The sequence below is a fragment of the Nocardia sp. NPDC041819 genome, assembly GCF_055590505.1.
In genome coordinates, this window is the sequence record NZ_JBVJAP010000002.1 from 571,277 (window position 1) to 594,723 (window position 23,447).

The 23,447-nt window shown below is 68.2% G+C and carries 22 protein-coding genes; 11 read left to right on the plus strand and 11 right to left on the minus strand.

Features of this window, described 5'->3' with window-relative positions; genetic code table 11:
• Positions 1-577: 577 nt before the first annotated feature.
• The 5 genes from ACZ6DL_RS09365 (at position 578) to ACZ6DL_RS09385 (ending at position 5,724) form a co-directional block, all read left to right on the plus strand.
• Positions 578-1,468: a helix-turn-helix domain-containing protein gene (locus tag ACZ6DL_RS09365; RefSeq protein WP_466050089.1), complete on the plus strand. Its 891-nt coding sequence runs from the start codon at positions 578-580 to the stop codon at positions 1,466-1,468.
• Positions 1,458-1,664, plus strand: coding sequence for a DUF397 domain-containing protein (locus tag ACZ6DL_RS09370; protein ID WP_466050090.1), 207 nt, complete (start codon positions 1,458-1,460; stop codon positions 1,662-1,664). The genes ACZ6DL_RS09365 and ACZ6DL_RS09370 overlap by 11 nt, the downstream gene beginning before the upstream one ends.
• A gap of 332 nt (positions 1,665-1,996) precedes the next feature.
• Positions 1,997-2,524 (plus strand): lipoprotein LpqH, encoded by a 528-nt coding sequence (locus tag ACZ6DL_RS09375; RefSeq protein WP_466050091.1) that lies wholly within the window; start codon positions 1,997-1,999, stop codon positions 2,522-2,524.
• 99 nt (positions 2,525-2,623) lie between these two features.
• Complete coding sequence (locus tag ACZ6DL_RS09380) at positions 2,624-3,424, plus strand: hypothetical protein (RefSeq protein ID WP_466050092.1); 801 nt, start codon at positions 2,624-2,626, stop codon at positions 3,422-3,424.
• Between the two features lie 233 nt (positions 3,425-3,657).
• Positions 3,658-5,724, plus strand: coding sequence for a PhoX family protein (locus tag ACZ6DL_RS09385; RefSeq protein ID WP_466050093.1), 2,067 nt, complete (start codon positions 3,658-3,660; stop codon positions 5,722-5,724).
• Positions 5,725-5,829: 105 nt separating this feature from the next.
• On the opposite strand, the gene ACZ6DL_RS09390 is transcribed toward ACZ6DL_RS09385, so the two are convergent.
• Together ACZ6DL_RS09390 and ggh are read right to left on the minus strand one after the other, a co-directional pair.
• The gene (locus ACZ6DL_RS09390) at positions 5,830-6,567 is read right to left on the minus strand and encodes a glycoside hydrolase family 25 protein (RefSeq protein WP_466050094.1); all 738 of its coding nucleotides are present in this window, start codon (positions 6,565-6,567) and stop codon (positions 5,830-5,832) included.
• Positions 6,568-6,641: 74 nt separating this feature from the next.
• Positions 6,642-7,979 carry a glucosylglycerate hydrolase gene (gene ggh / locus ACZ6DL_RS09395; protein ID WP_466050095.1) on the minus strand — a complete coding sequence of 446 codons (1,338 nt, stop codon included), beginning with the start codon at positions 7,977-7,979 and terminating at the stop codon, positions 6,642-6,644.
• A 228-nt stretch (positions 7,980-8,207) separates the two neighbouring features.
• On the opposite strand from ggh, the gene ACZ6DL_RS09400 reads away from it, so the two are divergent.
• On the plus strand, positions 8,208-8,897 hold the full coding sequence (locus tag ACZ6DL_RS09400; RefSeq protein ID WP_466050096.1) for an SDR family oxidoreductase: 690 nt from the start codon (positions 8,208-8,210) through the stop codon (positions 8,895-8,897).
• A 51-nt stretch (positions 8,898-8,948) separates the two neighbouring features.
• On the opposite strand, the gene leuS is transcribed toward ACZ6DL_RS09400, so the two are convergent.
• Positions 8,949-11,795 (minus strand): leucine--tRNA ligase, encoded by a 2,847-nt coding sequence (gene leuS / locus ACZ6DL_RS09405; protein ID WP_466050097.1) that lies wholly within the window; start codon positions 11,793-11,795, stop codon positions 8,949-8,951.
• Positions 11,796-11,959: 164 nt separating this feature from the next.
• Between leuS and ACZ6DL_RS09410 the strand changes: the two genes are divergently transcribed.
• Positions 11,960-12,367, plus strand: a complete 408-nt coding sequence (locus tag ACZ6DL_RS09410; RefSeq protein ID WP_466050098.1) for an SdpI family protein — start codon at positions 11,960-11,962, stop codon at positions 12,365-12,367.
• A 13-nt stretch (positions 12,368-12,380) separates the two neighbouring features.
• On the opposite strand, the gene ACZ6DL_RS09415 is transcribed toward ACZ6DL_RS09410, so the two are convergent.
• Positions 12,381-12,746 carry a cupin domain-containing protein gene (locus ACZ6DL_RS09415; RefSeq protein WP_466050099.1) on the minus strand — a complete coding sequence of 122 codons (366 nt, stop codon included), beginning with the start codon at positions 12,744-12,746 and terminating at the stop codon, positions 12,381-12,383.
• A gap of 166 nt (positions 12,747-12,912) precedes the next feature.
• Here ACZ6DL_RS09415 and sigJ point away from each other — a divergent pair, with 166 nt between their 5' ends.
• Complete coding sequence (gene sigJ, locus ACZ6DL_RS09420) at positions 12,913-13,857, plus strand: RNA polymerase sigma factor SigJ (protein ID WP_466050100.1); 945 nt, start codon at positions 12,913-12,915, stop codon at positions 13,855-13,857.
• An 82-nt stretch (positions 13,858-13,939) separates the two neighbouring features.
• The gene (locus tag ACZ6DL_RS09425) at positions 13,940-15,124 is read left to right on the plus strand and encodes an NAD(P)/FAD-dependent oxidoreductase (protein ID WP_466050101.1); all 1,185 of its coding nucleotides are present in this window, start codon (positions 13,940-13,942) and stop codon (positions 15,122-15,124) included.
• Positions 15,125-15,284: 160 nt separating this feature from the next.
• Here the strand turns inward: ACZ6DL_RS09425 and ACZ6DL_RS09430 are convergent, their stop codons facing one another.
• The 4 genes from ACZ6DL_RS09430 to ACZ6DL_RS09445 are packed head-to-tail and all read right to left on the minus strand — an operon-like array spanning position 15,285 to position 19,768.
• Positions 15,285-16,322 carry an aminotransferase class I/II-fold pyridoxal phosphate-dependent enzyme gene (locus ACZ6DL_RS09430; RefSeq protein WP_466050102.1) on the minus strand — a complete coding sequence of 346 codons (1,038 nt, stop codon included), beginning with the start codon at positions 16,320-16,322 and terminating at the stop codon, positions 15,285-15,287.
• The gene (locus ACZ6DL_RS09435; RefSeq protein WP_357035253.1) at positions 16,319-17,353 is read right to left on the minus strand and encodes a 3-oxoacyl-ACP synthase III family protein; all 1,035 of its coding nucleotides are present in this window, start codon (positions 17,351-17,353) and stop codon (positions 16,319-16,321) included. The genes ACZ6DL_RS09430 and ACZ6DL_RS09435 overlap by 4 nt, the downstream gene beginning before the upstream one ends.
• 8 nt (positions 17,354-17,361) lie before the next feature.
• On the minus strand, positions 17,362-18,021 hold the full coding sequence (locus ACZ6DL_RS09440; protein ID WP_466050103.1) for an SRPBCC family protein: 660 nt from the start codon (positions 18,019-18,021) through the stop codon (positions 17,362-17,364).
• Between the two features lie 58 nt (positions 18,022-18,079).
• Positions 18,080-19,768 carry a thiamine pyrophosphate-binding protein gene (locus ACZ6DL_RS09445; protein ID WP_466050104.1) on the minus strand — a complete coding sequence of 563 codons (1,689 nt, stop codon included), beginning with the start codon at positions 19,766-19,768 and terminating at the stop codon, positions 18,080-18,082.
• 137 nt (positions 19,769-19,905) lie between these two features.
• Here ACZ6DL_RS09445 and ACZ6DL_RS09450 point away from each other — a divergent pair, with 137 nt between their 5' ends.
• Positions 19,906-20,436 carry an EXLDI protein gene (locus ACZ6DL_RS09450; RefSeq protein ID WP_062973098.1) on the plus strand — a complete coding sequence of 177 codons (531 nt, stop codon included), beginning with the start codon at positions 19,906-19,908 and terminating at the stop codon, positions 20,434-20,436.
• A gap of 58 nt (positions 20,437-20,494) precedes the next feature.
• Here the strand turns inward: ACZ6DL_RS09450 and ACZ6DL_RS09455 are convergent, their stop codons facing one another.
• The 3 genes from ACZ6DL_RS09455 to ACZ6DL_RS09465 form a co-directional block, all read right to left on the minus strand.
• Positions 20,495-21,238, minus strand: coding sequence for an anti-sigma factor family protein (locus ACZ6DL_RS09455; protein ID WP_466050105.1), 744 nt, complete (start codon positions 21,236-21,238; stop codon positions 20,495-20,497).
• Positions 21,235-21,720: a sigma-70 family RNA polymerase sigma factor gene (locus ACZ6DL_RS09460; RefSeq protein ID WP_357035453.1), complete on the minus strand. Its 486-nt coding sequence runs from the start codon at positions 21,718-21,720 to the stop codon at positions 21,235-21,237. Before ACZ6DL_RS09460 ends, ACZ6DL_RS09455 begins: the two co-directional genes overlap by 4 nt.
• Positions 21,721-21,903: 183 nt before the next feature.
• Positions 21,904-22,548 carry a YqgE/AlgH family protein gene (locus ACZ6DL_RS09465; RefSeq protein WP_040871103.1) on the minus strand — a complete coding sequence of 215 codons (645 nt, stop codon included), beginning with the start codon at positions 22,546-22,548 and terminating at the stop codon, positions 21,904-21,906.
• Between the two features lie 136 nt (positions 22,549-22,684).
• Here ACZ6DL_RS09465 and ACZ6DL_RS09470 point away from each other — a divergent pair, with 136 nt between their 5' ends.
• Positions 22,685-23,446 carry a lysophospholipid acyltransferase family protein gene (locus tag ACZ6DL_RS09470; protein WP_466050106.1) on the plus strand — a complete coding sequence of 254 codons (762 nt, stop codon included), beginning with the start codon at positions 22,685-22,687 and terminating at the stop codon, positions 23,444-23,446.
• Position 23,447: the final 1 nt, after the last annotated feature.

Sequence of the window (23,447 nt, forward strand, 5' to 3'; positions counted from 1 at the left end):
CTCCCTCCCGCGCGATGCTCACGTCCTTGCGGAACATCTCAGCGAACAGCTTGACGTCGTCGTCCTCGATGTCGGGACGGACGAGAAAGTCCACCGACCCGAACGCGGATGTCCGACAACAGGTCCGAGGGCGATGCCTTTGCACTGCATGTGCGCTTTCACCGCCTGGCCCAACCTGCTGGGCATCGTCACCGCCCACACCGATCCGGCGCGCATCACGATCCGGCCGAGTTCCGGAGGGTCGATCACGGCATTGAATCCGCAACTCCTGCGATAGAACATGCAGCGGGACCTCGGTGTGTCCCCGAACGCTCCTTCATCCATCGGTACCTCAACTCACATCGAAGGCGGATAGGTGCGCCCGGCCGCGGCCATCCACGCTGGGAGGGAAACCGGCGTCGGTGATCGTGAGCGGAAGATCGCCGTCACCTGCTCACGCCGCCGGGCGCACGGTCAAGGAGACACCCAAAAGCCGGTGCGGAGCGACGATTTCAACGCAAACGTTCGCAAAAATATGGTTCTGTTTTAGTTGTTGCTGCATCCTTGTTCGAGTTGCAACGCACTCCGAAAGGTCGAGATGGCAACAGATTCCACAATCGCCCGGCGCATCCTGGGCATGCAGCTGGAGACGCTGCGTGAGCGCGCCGATATCACGAGAGAGGCCGCAGCTACCGCGATCGCCTCGGCTCGATCAACGATCTGGAAGATGGAGACCGGTCAACCGGTGCGCTTCAACCCGGTCCTGATCGAGCGACTGTGTCAGCTCTACAACGCCACCGAGAAGGAAACTCAGGTTGTCCTGGAACTGGTCAAGGAAACCAAGGGTGCCAAAGGGTGGTGGCAGGCATTCACCGATGACACGATCCCGAAAGACTTCAACCTATTCGTCGGACTGGAAGACGCCGCCAACCGTATTACCTCGTACCAGACGACCTTCTTGCCTGGACTTCTCCACACCGAGGACTACAGGCGGGCGCTGATCTGGGCGGAGTTCCCGAACAAACCTGCCGAAGATGTCGAACGCATGTTGCAGGTCGGCTTGAAGCGTCGATCACGACTCACCGACGAGAGGAACCCTCTCACCTTGGATGTCGTCGTCGATGAGTCAGTCCTACGTCGCACGGCAGGGAACGCCCAAATCATGTCTGCCCAGCTCGAGCATCTCACTGACGTGGGGCAGGTGCCCAACGTTTCGATCCGAGTAGTTCCGCAGTCTGCCGGTGTATACCGCGAGCTTATGGTCGGCACCTTCGTATTTCTGGAGTTTCCGCCCCACCCCACCGCAGATCTAACGATGCCGCCAGTGGTCTACGTGCAAGGTTTCCTCGGCGACTTGTACCTTGAGAGCGTGGACGAGGTCCGGCAGTACCGTCAAGCCTGCGCCGAACTGGACCGTCTGGCGCTGGATGAGGCAGACAGTCGTGCTCTCATCTTCAAGATTGCAAAGGAGTATGACAGTGAGCGTTGACCTATCCTCCGCGAAGTGGTTCAAGAGCAGCCGCAGCACCGGGGCTAAGGATTGCGTTGAGGTCGCGTTTGTTGAAGGCGGTCAGGTCGGCGTTCGAGACTCGAAGAACCCGACCGGCCCCGCACTGGTGTTCACCCCCGGTGAGTGGGACGCGTTCACCGCTGGCGTGAATGACGGCGAGTTCAACCGCCCGTAGCAGTAAGCGATTACTGCGGCCCGGTCCGCTGTCCTGGAAGGGACAGGGACCGGGCCGTTTTCGTTGTGTCTGTCGAGTGAAACGCGGTGGGCCGGTCCAAGCGGACCGGCCTTCTGCATTCCGATGCGGCCTACGAACTGCATGTGTGTCGTTGCGTTCGAGAACCGCAGCCGGTCCCGATCGCGTTGAGTCGCGCGTCCTCTACCTGCGCAAATGCGGAAAACCTGGGATCGGTAGGGCGTGAATCGTTCCTACCTTTTACTCAACGGCCCCACAGGGGGCCGGAGAACAGGACCAGGGGCCCCGCCCCTCGAACGACAAGGACACAGACCATGAACGCCACTTCGCTCCGCATCGCCGCCGCCGCTTTCGCCGCCACCGCCGCCGTCGCGGTTCTCACCGGATGCGGTGACAGCAAGGGCAGCTCCCCGGCCGCGCCCGCGCCGTCCTCGGCCCAGCCCGCCCCGGCGGGTAAGTCGGTCGCTTCGGTCGACGGCAAGGCCTTCGACGCCAAGTTCACCACCACCTGCGCGAAGCAGGGCGGCACCCTGGCGCTGGCGCTGACCGACACGGAGAACTCCGCTTACGGCAACCTCTCGGTGAGCGCGACCATCACCGACGCGAACACCGTGCAGGCGGTCGGGATCGCGGGCAGCAAGGGCGGCGACAACGGCCTGCCCTACGCGGTGGGCTTCGGCAACGGCATGCCGGGCGGCTCCGCCACGGTCGTGAAGGACGGCAACACCTACAAGGTCACCGGCGAGGGCGTGGGCACCCCCGACCTGACCAACCCGCTGGCCGCGCCGAAGACCTCGAAGTTCGACATCACCTTCGCCTGCTCGTCCATCGTCGGCGCCTGATCGCCGCATGCCCCCGATCCGCCCCCGTCATCCCGGCCGACCAGCCGGGATGACGGGGAGCGGCGAACCCCGAAAATTCGCACACTCAAAGGAAATGTCATGAAGAAGATCCGTCTGATCGCCCTCGCCCTCGCCGCCGCCGCGATCGGCTACTACGTCTACCACGCCGTCACCTACGTCCCCACCAGCGAATGGGAGCCCTCCGGAATGGGCTGGCTCGGCTTCGAGATGGCGCTGCCGATCATCGCGCTCACCCTGGTCCCCATGGTCTTCGCGTTCACCGGCGAAGGCATCATGAGCGCGCTGACCGGCCGCAACAGCGCGGAGTTCCGCGACGGGCTCACCGGCCTCGGCACTGTCCGGTCGGTGCGGCAGACCGGCGTCACCGTCAACGACCAACCGCAGGTCCACGTCGAGTTCAGCGTCGAAGGCGCGGACGGCAAGACCTTCCATTCCTCCGCGAAGATGATCGTGCCGTTCACCGAACTGGCGCTGCTGCGCGCCGGTGTGGTGCTCCCGGTGCGCTACCTGCCCGGCCGGACCGACCGGGTCGAGGTCGACCTGTCCGGCGACGCGTCCGCCGCGCAGCGTGCCATGAACGAGTCCCTGATCCGCAAGGGTATGACCACCCGGCACAAGCTCGACATCGCCGAGCGCGGCATCGCCACCCAGGCGGTGGTGCAGTCGCTGTCGGTCACCGGCGCGATCCGCGAGGGGCACTCCGAGGTCCAGCTCGGCCTGGTGGTCACCCGGCCGGACGGGTCGAGCTTCACCACCCGGGTGACGAAGTTCCTCGCACCCGCCAGCGTCGCCCAAGTGCAGGTGGGGCGCATCCTGCGGGCGCACTACCTGCCCGAGAACGAGAGCGAGGTCGTCATCGCCCTGCCGGTCAACGCCTGATGGGCGAGCCGGACGAACTTCGCGCCGGGCCGGCCGGGAACGAGGCAACCGCTCGCGGATACGAATGCCGCGTCGATTCGAGATCATCGAGTCGGCGCGGCATTTCGTTGTTCCCAGATCTGGCGGTCGCGCAATCTCAGGGTTACGTAATTGGGCGGTTGTTCACTTTGTCGTCCCTTCCGGATTGTCCGCATGGTCTACCGTGCGGCCATCGGCCCAACCCAGGAGTCACCGTGAGTCTTCAGCCACTCGCCCTTTTCGTAAAGCACGACGGACAGTCGTCGCGCGCCGCCGTGACCTGTGAATACAAGTGCGCGAACGCGTGCTTCCACGAGGCGCCGAACACCTCCGCGGGGGCCTACTTCGGTGACATCGTCAGCTCGCTGAACCGGCGCGGGCTGATCAAGGGCGGTGCGGCCGCCGTGCTCGCGGTCGGCGCGGGCAGCGTCCTCGCGGCCTGCGGTGACGACAGCGAGCCCACATCCGTGGCGTCGACCTCGCCCGCGGGCCCGCCGGGAACCGGTGTCGACTTCACCGCCGTCGCGCCGAACAAGGAAGACGCCGTGGTGATCCCGGACGGCTACGAGCAGTCCGTCGTGATCCGCTGGGGTGATCCGCTGTTCCCCGACGCGCCCGCCTTCGACTTCGACAAGCAGACCGCCGCCGCGCAGGCCAAGCAGTTCGGCTACAACAACGACTTCGCCGCTCTGCTGCCGATCGAGGGCCAGGCCAACGGCTACCTGTTCGTGGTCAACCACGAGTACACCACCAGCCCGCACATGTTCCGTGGCTACAACAAGGACGCACCGACCGACGAGCAGATCGCGGTCACCATGGCCGCCCACGGACTGACCGTGGTCGAGGTGCACGGCGAATCCGGTTCGGGAAAGCTGGTTCCCGCCTTCGGCAAATACAACCGCAGGATCACCGCGACCACCGAGTTCAAGCTGACCGGTCCCGCCGCGGGCAGCGACTTCGTGAAGACTTCGGCCGATCCGACCGGCACCAAGGTGCTCGGCACGTTCGCCAACTGCTCCGGCGGCCTGACCCCGTGGGGCACCGTGCTGTCGGGCGAGGAGAACTTCCACGGCTACTTCGCCAACGCGGACAAGGTGACCGAGCCGGCCGCCGCCGCGCGGCTGAAGCGCTACGGTTTCGCCGCGGGCAAGACCGTCAACCTGTGGGAGCGCGCGGACAAGCGCTTCGATCTGGCGCAGGAACCCAACGAGGCCAACCGATTCGGGTACGTCATCGAGGTCGATCCGTGGGATCCGAACTCGACGCCGATCAAGCACACCGCGATGGGCCGGGTGAAGCACGAGGCCGCCACCATCTACGTCACGAAGAACGGCGACGTCGTCTCCTACACCGGTGACGACGAGAAGTTCGAATACATGTACAAGTTCGTGTCCTCGCGCAAGATCCAGCCGGGCACCGGTGCGGCGAGCATGCGGCACAACCTGACCATCCTGGACGCGGGCACGCTGTACGTCGCCAAGCTCACCGGCGACCACGCCGACAAGATCGACGGCACCGGCGCCAAGCCGTCGGACAAGGGCTTCACCGGCACCGGCCAGTGGATCCCGCTGCTGGAAACCGGTGCGGACGGCAAGGGCAAGTCGCTGGTCGATGGTATGAGCCCGGAAGAGGTTGCGGTCTTCACCCGCCTGGCCGCCGACAAGGTGGGCGCCACCAAGATGGACCGCCCGGAGGACTTCGAGGCCAACCCTTACACCGGCAAGGTGTACGTGGCGCTGACCAACAACGACAACCGCGGCGCGGAGGGCAAGCAGGGGCCGGACGAGGCGAACCCGCGCAAGCTCAACAAGAACGGTCAGATCCTGGAGATCGACGACAACCACACCGGCACCGACTTCACCTGGTCGCTGCTGCTGGTCTGCGGCGATCCCGCCGCGGCCGACACCTACTTCGCCGGATACGACAAATCCGAGGTCAGCCCGATCTCCTGCCCGGACAACCTGGCCTTCGACCCGTACGGCAACCTGTGGATCGCCACCGATGGCAACGCGTCGAAGTCGAACGACGGCTTGTTCGCTGTGGTGCTCGACGGCCCGAATCGCGGCCAGACCAAGCAGTTCCTGACCGTCCCGCGCGGTGCGGAGACCTGTGGTCCGGTGGTCAGCGAGGCACGGGTCATGGTGTGCGTGCAGCATCCCGGCGAGGCCGACGACGCCACTCCGGAGAACCCGTTGTCGCACTGGCCCGACGGCGGCACCTCCCAGCCTCGCCCCTCGGTCGTGGCGGTCTGGAAGAAGGCCGGCGGCCGCATCGGGGTCTGAGACCACAGCCGCGGCCACCGGCCCCTGCGACCACGGCCGACCACCATCCGCGGCTTTTCCCACGGGTGGAGCCGCTACTCGACTGGGCGAGTAGCGGCTCCGCTCTCAGCTACTGCCGGTGCCGCTGATGTTGGCGTAGCCGGCGAAATCACCCTGGGCGCCGCTGTAGACGTTGAGGTCGACGCGGCCCGCGATGCCTGGGATGGCGCCGCTGTCGGTGGTCTGCCAAAACGTCCAGGTAGACCAACCGCCGGGCACCTCGGGTTGGGCGTTGCCGCGGTAGTCGGCGATCCACAGCGGGTAATCGGCGAACTCGGCGGTGTCGGCCATCGCGGTACGCCAGAAGTTGGGATAGGTGTAGACGATGGGGACGCGGCCGGTGAGCGTTTCCACGGTGTTCAGGTAGCGGCGGGTCCAGTCGATCAACGCCGCCGGGCCGAGACCGCCGGAGTCCTCCAAGTCCAGCACGGGCGGCAGGTCGAGCGGTCCGTTCTGTCCGAGCACCACCGCCGCGTACAGCGCGGCCTGCGGTTCGGGTGGCAGGTTGGGGCGGGCGTAGTGGTATGTGCCCCGAGCCATTCCGGCCGCGCGCATCAGCAGACTGTCGGGCACGAAGTACGGGTTGATGTAACCGATCCCCTCGGTGGCCTTGACCATGGCGAAGTTGTGGCCGGAACGCTTGACCGCGAACCAGTCGATCGGACTGCCGCCGGTGTGCTGCCACGAGGAGACATCCGGACCGGTCGGCGCCGCCGTCGCGGGGAGCGTGGCGCCGAGGACGCCGGACAGTGCGAGCAGCGACAGCGCCGTGCCGCGGCGAGTGGTCGACCTCCAGATACCCATGCCGCACGACGATAGCCATTCGCTCTGACTGTTACCAGTGTGACGAATGGGGTGTCAGAACTGTTCTGTGGCTCTCACCCCAGCCAGTCCAGGACCGACGCCGCCGTCCACGACTGCTGCATGCTGCCGAGCGGTTCGCCGGTGAACGGTTCGTAATACTCGGCGAAGCTGCCGTCGCTGGCCTGCCGCAAGCCCTCGGCGCGCAACATGAACGAGCGCTCGGCCCAGCCGCGCCTGGCGAAGACCCAGGAGAACAGCCAGCTCATCACCGGCCACACCGGGCCGCGCCAGTACTCGCGGGAACGGAAGTCCTTGGACACCGGCGAGGTCGAGGGCGGCAGCGCGTAGCGCAGATCCGGATGGCCGCAGAAGCGCGGGCCCTCGAACAGGCGCAGCAGAGCGCGCTCGGTGTCGCGGGGGAGGCCGCCACACAGCAGCGGCGCGAACATCGAGAGGGTCTCGGTGTTGATCCACCGCTGTAACCGCACGTCGAAGTCGCGGGCCGCGCCGGTGCGGGCATCGGTCGTCGCGACGACGCCGGCGCGGAACCGGTCGGCCCAGGCGTAGAGATCGCGCACGTCCGCGTGCGGCTGCTTGTACTCTTCGCCGATGTTGGCCAGCACCTCGCAGGCCAGCGAGAAGATCCCGGTGACGAACACGTCCTCGACGGCGAAGCTCATGATGGAGGCGAGCTGGTAGTCGTCGTAGCCCGCGCGGCGCATCTGCTCCACCAGCCACAGGTAACGGTCGTACTCGCGGTCGGTGGGCCGCTGGGTCGGATCCGACACCACCAGCACGTCCTCGCGGCGGTAGGGCGGCAGGTCGCCGGGGACCACGTGCTCGTAGGCGCGATCCCAGCGCGGCGAGTTGTCCATCCCGGACTCCCAGCCGTGATACAGGGTGATGCGGCCGGTCTCCTTGGGATCGCGGGCGTGCGCCAGCCAGCGGTGCCAGCGCACCAGATCCGGCCAGCGCCGGTTGAGGAACTCCTCGGCCACGGACCTGGTACTGCGGCCGTGCCTGCGCGAATGATCCAGTATCCGCTGCACCGCGATGGCGTGCACGGGCGGTTGGGTGATCCCGGAGGTGTCCAGGTCGTCCGGGGCGTTGGCCGCCAGTTTGCGGCACTCCCAGCGGGCCGGGCCGGGAAAATAGCCGTCCACGCCGTTGGCGAAGACGATGTGCGGGATCATGCCGTTCTTCCACTGCGCCGAGAGCAGGGTGTCCAGTTCGATCACCGCCCGCTCCACGCTCAGCGGCGCGAGGCCGACCGCGACGAACGCCGCGTCCCAGCTCCACATGTGCGGGTACAGGCGTGGCGCCGCGCTGGTCATCGTGCCCAGATCGTTGCCGCGCAGCAGGTAGGCAGCGCGGGCCGCGAGCTGGGTGGGGGTGAAGCCCGGATGTGCCATCCCCCTATTCTGCGATGTCACCCGCAGATATGCCCGCTCAGCGGTGTCCGTTTCGTCCCCGGCTCCTGGGCCCGTGGCCGGTTGGTGTTCGGCGGTTCTCACTTTCGCATGCCCCGTCCGTGATTCGCTGCTCGAGATTGTCGCCTCGATTCGGTGTGCAGCGCTAGTCGTTCGTCCAGTGCTACGCGTTTCTACGCCTACTTCATCCGGCCGGTTACGGTGGGGCCCATGACTTCCGCCGCGCCCGCGAAACCGACCGCGTTGCTCACCGGCGCCAGCCGTGGCCTGGGCGCCGCGATCGCCCGCGAACTCGCACCCTCGCACGACCTGCTGCTGGGCGCCCGATCCGCGGAGTCGCTACGCGGCATCCTGGCGGAGCTGCCCGCCGCGCAGGGCTGGCCGGTCGAGTTGACCGACTATGCCGCCCTCGCCGAAGCGGTCGCGCCGATCCGGAGCCTGAACGTCCTGGTGCACAACGCGGGCATCGCCGATCTCGGCACGATCGCCGGGTCCACCGTCGAACAGTGGCGGAACACGTTGGAGGCCAACCTCATCGCCGTCGCCGAACTCACCCGGCTGCTGCTGCCCGCGCTGCGGGCGGGCAAGGGGCATGTGGTGCTGATCAACTCGGGTGCGGGGCTGCGCGCCAACGCGGGCTGGGCATCCTACGCGGCGAGCAAGTTCGGCCTGCGCGCTTTCGGTGACGCGTTGCGGCAGGAGGAGCCGGAACTGCGGGTGACCTCGATCCACCCGGGGCGCATCGACACCGACATGCAGCGAGAGATCATCGCGGGCGAGGGGCGCGAGTACCGGGCCGAGGATTTCCTCACCCCCGAGACGGTGGCATACACGGTGCGTTCCGCCATCGACACTCCGCGCGACGCACACCCGACCGAGGTCGTGCTCCGGCCCTACTGATTTCCCTGGTCACGCTCGACGACGTGCTGCTCCCGCCGCGCTGACCAGCCGTCAGGCGACGATGTTCACCAAGCGTCCGGGCACCACGATCAGCTTGCGCGGCGCCGCGCCGTCGAGCAGCTGGGCGATCTTCTCATCGGCCAGCGCTGCCGCCTCGATCGCCGCGTTGTCCGCGTCGGCCGCCACCTGAATCCGGCTGCGCACCTTGCCGTTCACCTGAATCGGGTACTCCACCGACTCCTCGACCAGCAGGGCGGGATCGGCGACCGGGAACGGGCCGTGCGCCAGCGACGTGGTGTGGCCCAGCCGCTCCCACAGCTCCTCGGCGACGTGCGGGGCCAGCGGCGCCAGCATCAGCACCAGCGGCTCCACCACCGAGCGCGGCGCGCCGTCCGGGTAGCTCTTGGTCAGGTGGTTGGTCAGCTCGATCAGCTTGGCGCCCGCGGTGTTGTCGCGCAACGCGGCGAAATCCTCGTCCACGCCCGCGATCGTCTTGTGCAGCAGGCGCAGCGTCTCGCCGGTCGGCTCGGCGTCGGTGACCCGCAGCGCGCCGGACTCCTCGTTCACCACCAGGCGCCAGGCCCGTTGCAGGAACCGGTGCGCGCCGACGACGTCTTTGGTGGCCCACGGCCGCGAGGTGTCCAGCGGACCCATGGCCATCTCGTAGAAGCGGAAGGTGTCGGCGCCGTACAGATCGCACATCTCGTCCGGGGAGATGGCGTTCTTCAGCGACTTGCCGATCTTGCCGTACTCCTGGAACACCCTGATCTCGGTGCCGGTGGCGTCGGTCCAGAAGAACTGGCCGTCGCGTTCGGCCACCTCGGCGGCGGGCACGTACGCGCCGCGCTCGTCGGTATAGGCGTGCGCCTGGATGTAGCCCTGGTTGAACAGTCGCCGGTACGGCTCCGAGCTGCTGACATCGCCCAGGTCGAACAGCACCTTCTGCCAGAACCGCGCGTACAGCAGGTGCAGCACCGCGTGCTCGACACCGCCGACGTACAGGTCCACGCCGCCCGGATCGTCCGGCCCGCCGACCTCGGCGCGCGGTCCGAGCCAGTACGCCTCGTTCTCCCGGGCACAGAACGCCTCGGTGTTCGTCGGATCGGCGTAGCGCAGCTGATACCACGAGCTGCCCGCCCAGTTCGGCATGACGTTGGTGTCGCGGCGGTATTTCCTGGGCCCATCGCCCAGGTCCAGTTCGACATGCACCCAGTCGGTGGCCTTGGCCAGCGGCGGCGACGGTTCGGACGTCGCGTCGTCCGGGTCGAAGGTCACCGGCGCGAAGTCGTCGAGTTCCGGCAGCCGCACCGGCAGCATGGACTCCGGCAGCGCGTGCGGTGCGCCCTGCTCGTCGTAGACGATCGGGAACGGCTCGCCCCAATAGCGCTGCCGGGCGAACAGCCAGTCGCGCAGCTTGTACTGGATGGTGCCGGTGCCGTGGCCGTCGGACTCCAGCCGGGCGATCACCGTGGCCTTGGCGTCTTCGACCGACAGCCCGTCCAGGTAGCCGGAATTCACCAGTTCGCCCTCACCGGAGTGGGCCGAGACGGTGATGTCGCCGCCGGAGATGACCTCTTTGATCGGCAGCCCGAGCGCGGTGGCGAAATCCCAGTCGCGCTGGTCGTGCCCGGGTACCGCCATGATCGCGCCGGTGCCGTATCCGCTGAGCACGTAGTCGGCGATGAAGATCGGCACGGGTGCGCCGTTCACCGGGTTGGTGGCGTAGTTGCCCAGGAAGACGCCGGTCTTCTCCTTGTTCTCCTGACGCTCCAGATCCGATTTGGCCGCGATCGACGTGCGGTAGGCCGCGACGGCGTCCGCCGGGGACGCGGCCCCGCCGTTGGTCCAGCGGGGATCGACGTCGGCGGGCCACGCGGCCGCGGTCAGCTTGTCCACCAGCTCGTGTTCGGGCGCCAGCACGACGTACGTCGCGCCGAACAGGGTGTCTGGCCGGGTGGTGAAAACCTTGATCTGCTCGCCGTCGGCGTCGAACCTCACCTGCGCCCCGCGCGAACGCCCGATCCAGTTGCGCTGCATGGCCTTGACGTTCTCCGGCCAGTCCAGCCGGTCGAGATCGTCGACCAACCGGTCGGCGTAGGAGGTGATGCGCATCATCCACTGCCACAGCCGCTTCCGGAACACCGGGAAGTTCCCGCGCTCACTGCGACCTTCGGCGGTGACCTCTTCGTTGGACAGCACGGTGCCCAGACCCGGGCACCAGTTCACCATCGAATCCGTCTGGTAGACCAAGCGGTAGGAGTCCAGCAGCGCGCCGCGTTCGGCGGGACTCAGCGCGGCCCAGTCCTTCCCGTCCGGGACCGCCCGTGCACCGGAGGCGAACTGGGCCTCCAGCTCGGTGATCGGGCGGGCGCGATCGGCCTCCTGGTCGTACCAGGCGTTGTAGATGCGCAGGAAGATCCACTGGGTCCAGCGGTAGTACTCCGGGTCGGTGGTCGCGAAGGAGCGGCGGCGGTCGTGGCCGAGCCCCAGCCGGTCCAGCTGGCGCTGCATCGTGGCGATGTTCGACTCGGTGGTGTCGCGCGGGTGCGCGCCGGTCTGCACCGCGTACTGCTCGGCGGGCAGGCCGAAGGCGTCGTAGCCGAGGGCGTGCAGCACATTGCGGCCGTGCATGCGGTGGTAGCGGGCGAAGACATCGGTGGCGATATAACCCAGCGGATGTCCGACATGCAGTCCCGCGCCCGAGGGGTAGGGGAACATGTCCTGCACGAACAGCTTGTCCGGCGGCGTCGGGCCCGCCAGCGGTCCCACCGGGTTCGGCGCATGGAAGGTTCCGCGTTCGTCCCACGTCCGCTGCCACCGGCGTTCGATGCGGCCGGCAAGCTCCGCGTTGTACCGATGCTCTGGTACATCGCTTTCGGTTGCGCGTGTGTCTTGCACGGTCCTGCCTTCTTGTGGTCGCCGATCCCCGACAAACTTCGTCTATCAGGGTAGAACGTCACCTCCGCTGGACCGAAAATCGGGCTGGCCTGGACTTTGCCGACGTGTTCTCGGTCGCACCGCCCGTCATCGGCCCGGCGGCACCGATGCGCTAGCCTGCATGGGTGTTCGTCGTCGCTCTCGTCCTGTTCGCGCTGGCTGCCGTAGCCGTCACCACCGGCGCACTCGGGCTGACCGGCCGGTTGCCCCGCAATCGTTTCTTCGGGGTGCACACCGAGGCCGCGTTGTCCACCGGCGAGACGTTCCGCGTCGCCAACCGGGTCGCCGCGCCCACCTCGATCGCGGCCGGGGCGTTGCTGTTCGCCGGTGGTCTCGTCGCGCTGGTCGCCGGCGGATTCGTCGCGCTGGTGGTCGCGGCCTGCACCGCCGTGGTCGCGTTGTTCACCCTCGGCGCGGGCGCGAATGCCGCCGCACAGGCCGCCGACGCCATCGCTCCGCCCCCCGAGACCGGCGGTTGCGGCAGCTCCTGCGGAGCGTGCTCACTTCGCGACGCCTGCCAGCCCGCGAGCTGAGGGCCACCGCGCTTCACTTCGGCGGCGCCACGCTGCGCGACAGCGGGCTGCCGACCGGAGTGACGTAGAGCACGCACAGCAGCACCGGCTCGGTCCCGATATTGCGGGCGACATGCGGGTAGCGCGGCCCGCTCGGTTCGCGGAAGATTCGCCACCGCCGATAGGTGACCGGCGCGCAGTCCGCGCCCGGGTGATCGAGCGTCCCCCGCGCGACGAGGACGAACAGCGTCCCGTCGTGATAGTGCCACCCGCTGGAGCCGCCGGGTTCGATGATCGTCTGGCGCAGGATGAACGCCCGTCGTCCCATGGCGAACCGGAACAGGACCCGACTGGCGGTCCCGTGCGCGGGCGCCGCGTTGGCCTCGAATGCGCGCCACATCCCTCGATCGAATCACTTCCGCTCGACTACTCCAAGCCTCCCCGGGACGCCCGCCCGGACGTCGTCTGTACCGGCTGGGTGGCTCATCGACGTCCACTACTGATCTGTTCCGGGGTGGCGGGTGTAGCGGTTGGCGGAAGTGGGCGGCGGCGGTTAGTTTCGAGCTATGTCGGCTGGTGCGCCTGAGGTCGAGGTATTCGAGAACTGCCGGCCGCGACTGGAGGCGATCGCGTATCGCCTGTTGGGTTCGGTGAGCGATGCCGAGGACGCGGTGCAGGATACGTTCATGCGCTGGCACGCCGCCGACCGCGCGTTCGTCGAGACGCCCGAGGCGTGGCTGACCAAGGTGCTCACCAATATCTGCCTCAACCAGCTCGCTTCGGCACGGGTACGGCGAGAGGCCTATGTAGGCCAGTGGCTGCCCGAGCCGATCTTCGCCGGGGACCGGATGCTCGGCCCGGCCGAGACCGTCGAGCAGCGCGAATCGGTGTCGATCGCGATGCTCACCCTGATGGAACGGCTGTCGGCCAATGAGCGCGTGGTGTATGTGCTTCGCGAGGCATTCGGCTACGCGCACAACGAGATCGCCGAAATCCTCGATATCACCGAGTCCAACTGCTATCAGATCTACCGGCGCGCGAAACAGCGTGTGACCGGCGACCGGACCCGCGTGGAGATCGATGAGGCCGCCGCCCGCAAGATCGTCGACGAGTTTCTCGCTGCCGCGCTGAGCGGCAACACCGACTCGCTGGTGCGGATGTTGACCGACGACGCGATCAGCGCGGGTGACGGTGGCGGCGTGGTCTTCTCGCTACCGGAGCCGATCACCGGCGCGCTGCGGGTGGCGCGGTTCCTGCGCCGCCTGTTCGAGCCCACCGAGGAGAAGTGGGCGATGATCGGTGGTCGCGCCGCTCTGTTCGCCGCCGTGGCCAATGGCGTGCCCGCGCTGGTGATCGTGGTCGGCGATCGGGTCGTCGGTGTCATCTGCCTGGAGGTGACGACCGACGGCATCGCGGCCGTGCACACCCAGGCCAACCCGAGCAAGCTCGTCCGCGCCACGCGTCGCTGGGCGATGTCCGAGCATGGGAACCCCCTGGTCGACGTATGGTGATCTAGATCACACTCTCCTTCTGTCAGGTTCCGCGCCGCTGTCCGGTTCAGGAAGCGAACACCACCCAGACAGGAGTGAGATCATGAAGCATCGCATCGTCGTTCTCGGCGCGGGATACGCCGGAGCCAACGCCGCTGGTCGCCTGGCCAAGCGGCTGCATCCCGCCGATGTCGAGATCGATCTCGTCAACGCCGATCCGGAGTTCGTCGAGCGGGTCCGCATGCACCAGCTCGCCGCAGGTCAGGAGCTGAAGACCCGCGCGCTGGCCGATGTCTTCGCCGACACGGGCGTACGGGTTGTGCCCGCGCGGGTGACCGCGATCGATGTCGACCGAAATGTGGTCGACATCGATGCCGCCGATGGCCGCCGTGAGATCACCTACGACACTCTCGTTTACGCCCTCGGCAGCGCCGCCGCCGACTGCGGTGTGCCCGGTGTGGCCGAGCACGCCTACGACATCGCGGGCAAGCAGTCCGCGCTGCGGGTGCGCGAGCGCCTGGCCGGCTTGGGCTCGGGTGCGACCGTGCTGGTCGTCGGCGCCGGCCTCACCGGCATCGAAGCCGCCACCGAAATCGCTGAGGCCCGACCGGATCTCGCGGTCGCCCTCGTCGCTCGCGGCGGCCTCGGCGACTGGCTGAGCGCGAAGGCCCAACAGCATCTGCGCAAGGCGTTCGACCGGCTCGGCATCACCGTGCACGAGCACACCGACATCGCCCGCGTCGAGCCGACCGGCGCCGTCACCGTCGACGGTCGCACGATCCCGGCCCGAATGACTTTGTGGACAGCCGGTTTCGCCGTGCACCCGATCGCCGCGGCCACCACCCTGCGGGTGTCGGCGACGGGGCAGATCGTCGTCGACGACACGATGCGGTCGGTCTCGCACCCCGACGTCTACGCCGTCGGCGACGCCGCGCTCGCCCCCGGGGCGAACGGCGAGCCGCTGCGCATGTCCTGCGCCTCGGGTGTCCCTTCGGCCTATCACGCCGCCGACGCCATCGCCGCACGTCTGACCGGCCGAAAGATCCCTCCCAATGCGATCGGCTACACCGCCCAGTGCATCAGCCTCGGCCGCCGCGATGCCGTCGTCCAGTGGGTCACCCCCGACGATCAGCCCAAGCCCTCCGCCGTCACCGGCCGGGCGGCCGCGCGAGTCAAGGAGTTCATCTGCAAGAGCGCGGCGTGGAGCATCTCGCACCCGACATCGATGCTCCCGTCTCGCCGTCGTCACATCACCGCCGCCGAGCCGATCCGCGCCCTCACCGCGTGACGGCGCGCTCGGTACGGGCCGTGTCGGACGGGACGATCCGACACGGTCCGCCCTGCCTCCGCCGCAAGGAGACCGGACTCGGCTGGATCATCTCCGCGCCGTCGCGGCTCGAGCGCGCTGCCGACCGGCCCACCTGTGCAAGGAGTCGCCGTCGTACCGGTCACGAAGTGCGCGTCAGAAGCGCTTCCAGAACCGCGTGATCGGCGGAGGGGTCGCCGACGGCGATCCGAGCGCTGCCGTCCGGATAAGGCTTCGCGGCGATCCCCGCGCGACGGAGGGCGGTGACGGTGCCGGGACCGGGGACGAACAGGAAGTTGGCGCGGCTCTCCGGTATCGCGAATCCGCGAGCCATCAGTGCGGCACGGAGCGCGTCTCGTTCCCCGGTGATGCGGAGGGTTCGTGCGGCGAGTTCGGGTTCGGCGGCGTAGGAGGCGGCGACCGCGGCCACCGCCGCCGCGCTCAGCCCGAAGGGCAGTTGCAACTTGCCCACTCGCGCGATCAGTTCGGTGTTGCCGAAGGCGTAGCCGATTCGCAGCCCGGCCAAGCCGTACGCCTTCGAGAAGGTCCGCAGGACGAGCAGGTTGGGGTGTTTCGCGATGAGTGCCAGCGGGTCGACGCACTCGGCCGCACCGAGGAATTCGACGTACGCCTCATCGAGAATCACCGGAACCCGGGCGGGCACGTCGGACAGGAACGCCTTCAGCTCGTCCGCCGGAATCACCGTGCCGGTGGGATTGTGCGGACGGCACACCACGACCAGTGCGGTGCGCCGGTCGATGGCGCGGCGCATCGCCCGCAGATCCTGGTTCCCCGTCGTGTCCAGCGGCACCGGCACGGTGACCAGGCCGGTCATCTCGGCCATGATCGGATACCCGTCGAACGTCGGCGCGCTGTAGACGATCTCCGTGCCCGGCCTGGTCAGCGCCTGCAGGATCTGCAGGGCCACCCCGGTCGCCCCCGAGCCGACCACCACCTGATCCGCCCGCACGTCCACATGCCGGGCGATCAGCGACGGCAGCCGATGCGGCAGGAACTCCGGGTATCGGTTGGCCTGTGCCAGCGTCATGTGCACCGCCCGCAACACCGAAGGCAGCGGCGGGAACGGGTTCTCGCTCAGGGTGAGGTCGAAACGAGGCGGCACCCGGGGCGCCGGGTGTCTGCGGGAGGGCCGGGTGCCGTCGACGACGCGCACGCTCATCGCGCGGCTCCCCAGCGGACGGCGGCCGCGCCCGCGAAGTCGCCCGCGTGCGCGAACCCCGCCAGCAGGACCAGCGAGCCGTTGGCCAGCCGTCCCGCCCGGTTCTCCACGTCCAGGGTCACCGGGATACCGGCGGCGAACAGATTTCCGCAGGAGTCGAAGGTGTCGGGATGCCGCTGCGCCGGAAGTTCCAGCGCGTCGTGCCAGTTGCGCAGGAACAGACGGTTCGGCTGATTGGTGACGAAGGTGTCGACGTCGCGTCCGCGCACGCCGAGCCGATCGCACACCGCGAGGGCGACTTCCGGAACCAGCCGGTTGCCCCTGGCGAACACCTTGGTGACCTTGGACTCGGTGAAGCTGACGCACCCCTGTCCCTCGCCCGGCTCCCAGTACTTGCGCTCGCCGTTGGTGGAGAACTCCATGTCTCCCGCGAATTCGGGATAGGTGCGGCATTCGACGTCGAGGATCGGAGCGCTGTCGTCCTTGCGCAGCAGCCCGACTCCGCAGCCGTCGCCGGGCACCGGAGCCTGGGCCAGCTTACGGATCTCGGTCTGGGTGAACACCGGTCCCGCGCAGTTCTGGCTCGCCGCGATCAGCGCGGTGCGCGCCGAGGTGGTTTGCAGAATCATGCGGGCCATCGCCATCATGTGCACGAACGCCGCGCACCCGCCGTTGTGCAGGTCGTAGACGTACGAGGGACGGATGCCGAGCCGCCGGGCCACCTCGGGGCCGCTGCCGAGCACCGGATTGTCCGGCAGCTGGGTGTGCGTGAGCAGGACGTCGACCTCGGCGATCGCGTCGGCGCCGTTGCGTTCGATCAACGGTGCGACGGCGCGCTCGACCATGTCCACCGCGGTCTCGTCGCGCGCTATGTGGTGGCGGCCCTTGGGCGCGCGGAACATGACGTTCTTGGCCATCCGGTCCGAGCGGGCGAACTGGGTGAAGTATTCGGTGCCGACCGGTTCGCCGGGTAGATACGAGGACACGTCGACAAGGCTGACCGGGGGTAGGCCGGAGGTGTTCTGGTGCATAACGCGTCTCACTTCATCCAGTCGGGCTTGATGGGCAGGCCGTGGGTGGCCCGGTACTCGCAGATGGCCTTGAGGTTGTCCATCTCCAGCTGATGACCCGCCGAGAACAGCTCCCAGAAATCGCCGACCCACACCTCCCGCTTCGGCGGCGCGGTCTCCGGATAGGGGTTCTCGTCGTAGAACGGGTGCTTGCAATTCACCCACAGGACAACCGAACCCGGCTTGTCGAACACCACTTGGGCGTCGACCACGCGCAGCAGGTAGATCATCCACAGGTGCCGTGACTGGTCCCAGGCGCAGTGGTAGTCGACGGTCATGGCGTCGGGGTTCGCGACGGTGCGGGTGAAGATCTTGGTGTCGGCGCCCAGCCGGTCATAGGCCAGCCACAGTCCGGGTTCGTCGGTCTCGGCGAACCCGCGCATGCTGTAGGTCCACTCCTCCAGCGACCTGGTGTCGGCGAGGTATTCGTACACCTCTCGCGGCGGTGCGGCGATATAGCCCTGCACCGGGCAGTATTCGCCGTAGATCTGGTCGTGTGGGTACACCGATCGCAGCATGTCCATGATGATCGGAGTGGCGGCGTCCTTGTCGACGTTCTCGACGCGGAGCACATTCGGCAGACCCTCCTCCGGGATATCGCTGAGGGCGGGCAGGGAAGTCGCGGTCACGGGGTGCTCCTCTCGGCGGGCGCAGGCACGGCGCCCGCACGGGTTGGGCGGTTGTGGGTCATCGGGCCTTCCCGGATTGCTCGACGGTGGTCAGGAAGGGCAGGAACGGGGGGATCTCATCGGGGTCGCATTCGATCGAAAGGAATGACGGACCCTCGGTTTCCATGCAGCGTCGCAGCGCTGCGGCGAGATCACCGACGGTGCGCACCGAGAACGCGGGCAGCTCGGGGAACATCGCGGCGACGCCCGCGCCCAGGTAGGCCGGACGAAATCGGTTGAAGCTGTACCGATCCCGGTAGTACAGCTGCTCCCTGGTCACGCACATGGCGTGGGCGTTGTTGTTCAGCACGACGAAGGTGACCGGCAGCGCGTGCTCGATCGCGGTGTGCAGCTCCATACCGTGCATGTAGAACGAGCCGTCACCGGCGATGACCACCGTCCGCCGCACGCCATCCGCTCGCGCGTGCCGCGCGAACGCGGACCCGATGCCCGCGCCGAACGCGTAACCCATCCCGCCCATGCCGAGGGCGACCACGAACCGGCCGCCCCGTGGGACCCGCAGATGGTGCACGACGGCCGCCCCGGTGTTGCCCGCGTCGGCGAACACGTCGGTGCCTTCGGGCAAGACGGCGTCGATCGTCTCGACCACATCCCGGTAGCGCAGACCTGGACCGGAGGAGGCGGGCACGCGCAGGGAAGTCAGCGGTTGCGCCGCGAGCACGCGTTCGGCTCCGGTACTGCCGTCGTCCAGTTCGTCGGCGAGTTGGGCGAGCGTTCGCGCGAGATCGGTACTGGTCGCGTGGATGGCGGGCAGGTACGGCGGCGCCACGCCGATGCTCGCGACCGCGCGTTCGGCGAGCGCGGTCTCCGAGCCGGCGCGGGCGGGCACCGGCAACCGGGTGCCGACCAGCAGGCACAGGGCCGAGGAGCGAATGGCCGCCGTCAGCTCGGGGTGACCCATGCTGCCCGCGACACCGCGGAAGGCGGGATCGGTGTTGTCGAAGGTGTCCTTCGCGTCCGGCGCGACGCCCACCGCGGCCTCCAGCGCGGTGGCCAAGCGGGCCAACTCGGCGCGCGCGTCGTCGCGCGCGACCTGATCACCCGCGATGATCACGATCTTGCCGGTGTGCCGGGCCGTGGTGAGCGCGGCGCGTACGCGAGCGATTCCGGCGTGGTCGGCCCGGTGCGTCCGCGGGCTCGGCCGAAACGGGGCGACGTTGCCCAGCTCGGCCTGCTGCACGTCTTTGGGCAGCAGCAGTACCGCAGGACCACCGTGCCGGGCGGCTCGCATCGCCCGGTCCAGCTGGTCCGGCACATCCGCAGCCGATTCCACCCGTGCGCAATAGGTGCTGACCGCGCCGAAGAGGCGGACCGCGTCGATGGTCCCGGCGCGTCCGCTGGTGTCCTGGAACGCGCCGTTGCCCTCCAGGGCGGTCGGCGGCTGGCCGACCAGTGCGAGTACCGGCACACGCGACGCGAACGATTCGGCGAGTCCGGCGACGAGGTTCATCGCACCGCCGCCGGAGGTCGCCGCGACGACGCCGAATCCGCCCGTGCTGCGGGCATACCCGTCGGCCATGGTGGCCGCGGAGAACTCGTGTTTGGCGACCACCCCCGTGACGTACTCCGGCGCGTCGAAGATCGCGTCGTACAGATCCTCGATATTGGCGCCGTCCACCCCGAAGATGTGCCGAACACCCAACGCCGACACCGCTCGCACCAGATGGTCCACTACCCGAGTCCGCATCGGCGCTCCTTTCCGCTGACGATGAATCGACTGCGTACAGGAGTGATACGGGCCGGCCCGCCGAACGGTTCAACGCTGCTTCAGGCGAAGGTGAGTGACACCTTGCGTGTACGTATACATCTACGTATAGTCGGGGTATGCCCAACAAGACGATCTACGTTGCCGACGACGACCTTCCGCTGTTCCAGCGTGCGCAAGAGTTGGTCGGCGGCAACCTCTCGGGTGCGGTGGTCACGGCGTTGCGCCGGTTCATCGAACTCGAGGAGGGTCGGCTGGAGGGCTACGACGAGATCGTGGTCAAGGTCGGCCGCGACGGTGTGCGCCAAGTCCGCTTCTCCGGCACTCTGCTGGGGGAGTGGCACGAGGTCAACGATACGCGGATCGAGCACATCCAGGTGTATCGCAGCCGCAAGGGCAAGTACGTGATGCACGCCCAGTATTCGAACTGGGACGAATATCCCGTCGACGCGGGCGCGAACTGGCTCAAGGACTGGCGGGACCCGAAGAGCTGGCGCCGCCTGCTCGGTGTCGGGCAACAGGACTGGGGCGATTTCGTCTTCGTCGTAGTGGATTCCCTGGACGAGTTGAAGGGACAGCTGCCCGACAAGCTCTACCGACGGGTTGCGGACGTGGCCGGGGGGCCGAAGATCGAGGACCTGGACATCTAGCCGCGACCAATACGCGATCCCCCGCGAGGCAGTACCCCGCAGGGGATCGTCCGATCGATCAGACCGCGCCGGTGAGCAGCACTCTCCCCGTGTTCGCCGCGCGGATCTCCACCGAGCGGACCTGATCGGGTGCGCCCTCGATGGTCCGGTCGATGGTCAGCTCGGTACCGGGGCCCGCGGGCCACTCGTCGAGTTTCTGCTGCTGGCCGCTGGTGCTGGTGACGTAAAGCGCGAGATTCGCGCTGTAGCGCAGCTGCTCGCCCGGTGGATAGCTGCAGGACATCACCACGCGTGTCCGGTCGCCCGCCGGGACGAGCTTGAAGTTCGCCGAGACCGGCGTGGGCTCCAGCGGAGTCATCTGGCGTTCGACGAACGCCTGCTCGCTGGTGCCCGGCTCCTGCGAGTCGTTCGATCCGGACACCGAGATCGCGATCGGGACGGCGATCGCCACCGCGGCCGCGGCGGAGGCCACCGCGATGCCGACCGACGTCCACCCGCTGCGGCGGCGGCGTCGCTCGGCCGCGTCGGCGAGCCGGGGTGGCGGTGGGAGTGTCGGCATGGGCGGGGGAGGTGGCACCGCCGCGGACTCGCCGGTTCGCGCGGGCGGCTCGATCATCGCGAGCGCGATGTCGGTCTCCACGAGGGAGAGCATGCCCGGTAGTCCCGCGAGTTCGGCGACGGCGCCCCGGCAGTCGGGGCAGGCGGCGAGGTGGCTCTCGTACTGCAGGCGCTCTTCGCGGGTGAGGGAGCCGAGCACATACGGGGCGTCCCACGTGCTGAAGTCGTCGGTGATGTCCGTCATTGATTCGTCACCCCCATCTCCTGTAGTGCCAGGCGCAACGCGCGCATACCGTAGTGCATCCGGGACTTCACCGTGCCCGGCGGGACATCGAGTTCCTCGGCGATCTGATGTGTGGACAGCCCCCGGTAGTAGGCCCGCACGATCACCTCGCGGTGGTCGGCGCTGAGCTTGCCGAGGGCATCGGCGACCAGCCAGCCGTCCAGCGCACGATCGGAGTGGTCGGGGGCCGCCCGCTCGGGTGGGTTGTCGGTGCGGAACTCGCGCCTGCTGCGGGCGCTGCGGTGCTCATCCACGGCGAGATTGCGCGCCACGGTGAACAGCCACGCCCGCGCCGACGTGGTTGATTGATCCAAGACGTTCGGCCGTTGCCAGGCCCGCAGCAATGTTTCCTGCACGATGTCCTCTGCCCGTCCCCGGTCCCGAACCAAGCCGAGCGTGTACCGCCACAGCGGGGCGGCGTGTTCCTGGTAGAGAGCCCGCATCAATTCGGACTGGTCGTCGGGCGGGCCCGTCTCGCCGCGTACCTTGCGCACAACTGGATACCTCTCCGCTCGAATTGCGGGTCCGGTCGGTGGGCGCACCCGATGCGTCACCCATGCTCTGGCCGGTTCAGTTGTCGTGGCTCATGTCGTGTCTCCTTCGGTCCCTTCGAGGAGTACACGGTCTCAGTTGCGTTCGAGTTCAATCGGGTGTGTCGCGAGCAAGGACAGCGGGAGCGGCTGACGGCGCAGCACGTGCGCCCACAGGTCCGCGCGGCCCGTGCTGATCGGGTCGGACGGCAGGGCCGAGACCACGATCCAGTCGTCGTTCTCCAGTTCGCCCTCGAGCTGGCCGAAGGTCCAGCCCGCGTAGCCCGCGAAGATCCGGATGCCCTCGACAAGCGGGGCCACCCGCTCGGGATCGGCGTCCAGGTCGACGAGGACGACCCGTCCATCGATACGCCTCAGCCCGGGGACGCCCTCGATGCGCGCGCCCACCCGGACGGTGCCCAGGCACAGCGCGGCGTCCCGTTTCACCGGACCGCCGATGAACAGCGTGCGTGGCGCCGCGACCGCGTCCGTCCAGCGCGGCAGCACGTCGTGCACGGCCGTGTCGCTCGGGCGGTTGAGCACCACGCCGAGGCTGCCCGCCTCGTTGTGCTCGATGATGTAGACGACGGTGCGCCGGAAAGTGGGTTCGACCAGTTCGGTGGACGACACCAGCAGCGTCCCGGCACGAACCACCTGCTCGCCGTGCCGGAACTCGCGTCGCCTGCGGTCACCGTGCCCGCCGCGGGTCTTCCGATCGTCCGGGTCTTCTGCGCGTGCCACTCCGACATCATCGCAGCTGTTCGCCCACAATGCGCCTTCTGTGGCCGACTTCTGTGTCCCGGATTCGCCGAACGGGTGGCGGCCCGACGGCGGACGCCCCGTCGCGCCACCGGCGCCACATCGTAGAGTCCAGCTCATGGAACCGCCCGAGGTGCGCCTCGAGAACAGCGACACCGTGTACGACTACTACCGCGATCATCGCCAGAACCGCCTGAAGGCATGGGGGGCCTACGCCGTTCTCGGCCGCCGCTACCACCCGCGCGTCACCTACGCGGAGGGCGCGCGTGCCGCGCTCCGCTCGGTGATCAGGCAGAACAGGCCGCTGCTGATCGCGATCAACCATCTCTCCGAGAGCGACCCCTACACCGTGGCCGCGGCCGCGTGGCGCAGCGGGCTACGGCGGGTGATCGGCCGGGTGCGCGTGCTGGCCAAGGACGAGCTGTTCGTCGATCCCGATCAGCGGCGCAAGATCGACATGATGGGCGGCATCCCGGTGTTCCGCGGCAAGGACCACGGCATCCGCGCGGTGAACGCCGCGGGCCAGCGCATGATGGACGTCTGCGCGGAGCGGATGGCCCGCGGCGACGGCATCGCGGTCTTCCCCGAGGGCACCTGCAACGACGTGGACCCGGCCCGCGTGCAAGCGGTGGGCAGCGGCATCGGGCACATCGCGTTCCGTGCGATGAAGCTCGGCGTCGAGCCCGTGCTGGTGTCGATGGCACTGAGCTACGGTCCGCGCCGGGACCCGGCGGTGCGGCCGACGAACGAGGACGCCAAGGGGGCCAGCTTCCACTTCGGGATTCCCATCCTCGAGTTGCCGCCCCGGCCCGGTGACATCGCCCGGTTGGTGCGTACCGATCTGCAGAAGGCGCTCGACGCCGCCGTCGCGGCCTACTGAG

What these genes read in the sequence shown, in the direction of transcription:
- ACZ6DL_RS09365 (WP_466050089.1), top strand. Translation starts at nt 578, where the DNA reads ATGGCAACAGATTCCACAATCGCCCGGCGCATCCTGGGCATGCAGCTG.
- ACZ6DL_RS09375 (WP_466050091.1), top strand. Translation starts at nt 1,997, where the DNA reads ATGAACGCCACTTCGCTCCGCATCGCCGCCGCCGCTTTCGCCGCCACC.
- ACZ6DL_RS09380 (WP_466050092.1), top strand. Translation starts at nt 2,624, where the DNA reads ATGAAGAAGATCCGTCTGATCGCCCTCGCCCTCGCCGCCGCCGCGATC.
- ACZ6DL_RS09390 (WP_466050094.1), bottom strand. Translation starts at nt 6,567, where the DNA reads ATGGGTATCTGGAGGTCGACCACTCGCCGCGGCACGGCGCTGTCGCTG.
- ggh (WP_466050095.1), bottom strand. Translation starts at nt 7,979, where the DNA reads ATGGCACATCCGGGCTTCACCCCCACCCAGCTCGCGGCCCGCGCTGCC.
- ACZ6DL_RS09400 (WP_466050096.1), top strand. Translation starts at nt 8,208, where the DNA reads ATGACTTCCGCCGCGCCCGCGAAACCGACCGCGTTGCTCACCGGCGCC.
- ACZ6DL_RS09415 (WP_466050099.1), bottom strand. Translation starts at nt 12,746, where the DNA reads ATGTGGCGCGCATTCGAGGCCAACGCGGCGCCCGCGCACGGGACCGCC.
- sigJ (WP_466050100.1), top strand. Translation starts at nt 12,913, where the DNA reads ATGTCGGCTGGTGCGCCTGAGGTCGAGGTATTCGAGAACTGCCGGCCG.
- ACZ6DL_RS09425 (WP_466050101.1), top strand. Translation starts at nt 13,940, where the DNA reads ATGAAGCATCGCATCGTCGTTCTCGGCGCGGGATACGCCGGAGCCAAC.
- ACZ6DL_RS09430 (WP_466050102.1), bottom strand. Translation starts at nt 16,322, where the DNA reads ATGAGCGTGCGCGTCGTCGACGGCACCCGGCCCTCCCGCAGACACCCG.
- ACZ6DL_RS09435 (WP_357035253.1), bottom strand. Translation starts at nt 17,353, where the DNA reads ATGCACCAGAACACCTCCGGCCTACCCCCGGTCAGCCTTGTCGACGTG.
- ACZ6DL_RS09445 (WP_466050104.1), bottom strand. Translation starts at nt 19,768, where the DNA reads ATGCGGACTCGGGTAGTGGACCATCTGGTGCGAGCGGTGTCGGCGTTG.
- ACZ6DL_RS09450 (WP_062973098.1), top strand. Translation starts at nt 19,906, where the DNA reads ATGCCCAACAAGACGATCTACGTTGCCGACGACGACCTTCCGCTGTTC.
- ACZ6DL_RS09455 (WP_466050105.1), bottom strand. Translation starts at nt 21,238, where the DNA reads ATGACGGACATCACCGACGACTTCAGCACGTGGGACGCCCCGTATGTG.
- ACZ6DL_RS09460 (WP_357035453.1), bottom strand. Translation starts at nt 21,720, where the DNA reads ATGCGGGCTCTCTACCAGGAACACGCCGCCCCGCTGTGGCGGTACACG.
- ACZ6DL_RS09470 (WP_466050106.1), top strand. Translation starts at nt 22,685, where the DNA reads ATGGAACCGCCCGAGGTGCGCCTCGAGAACAGCGACACCGTGTACGAC.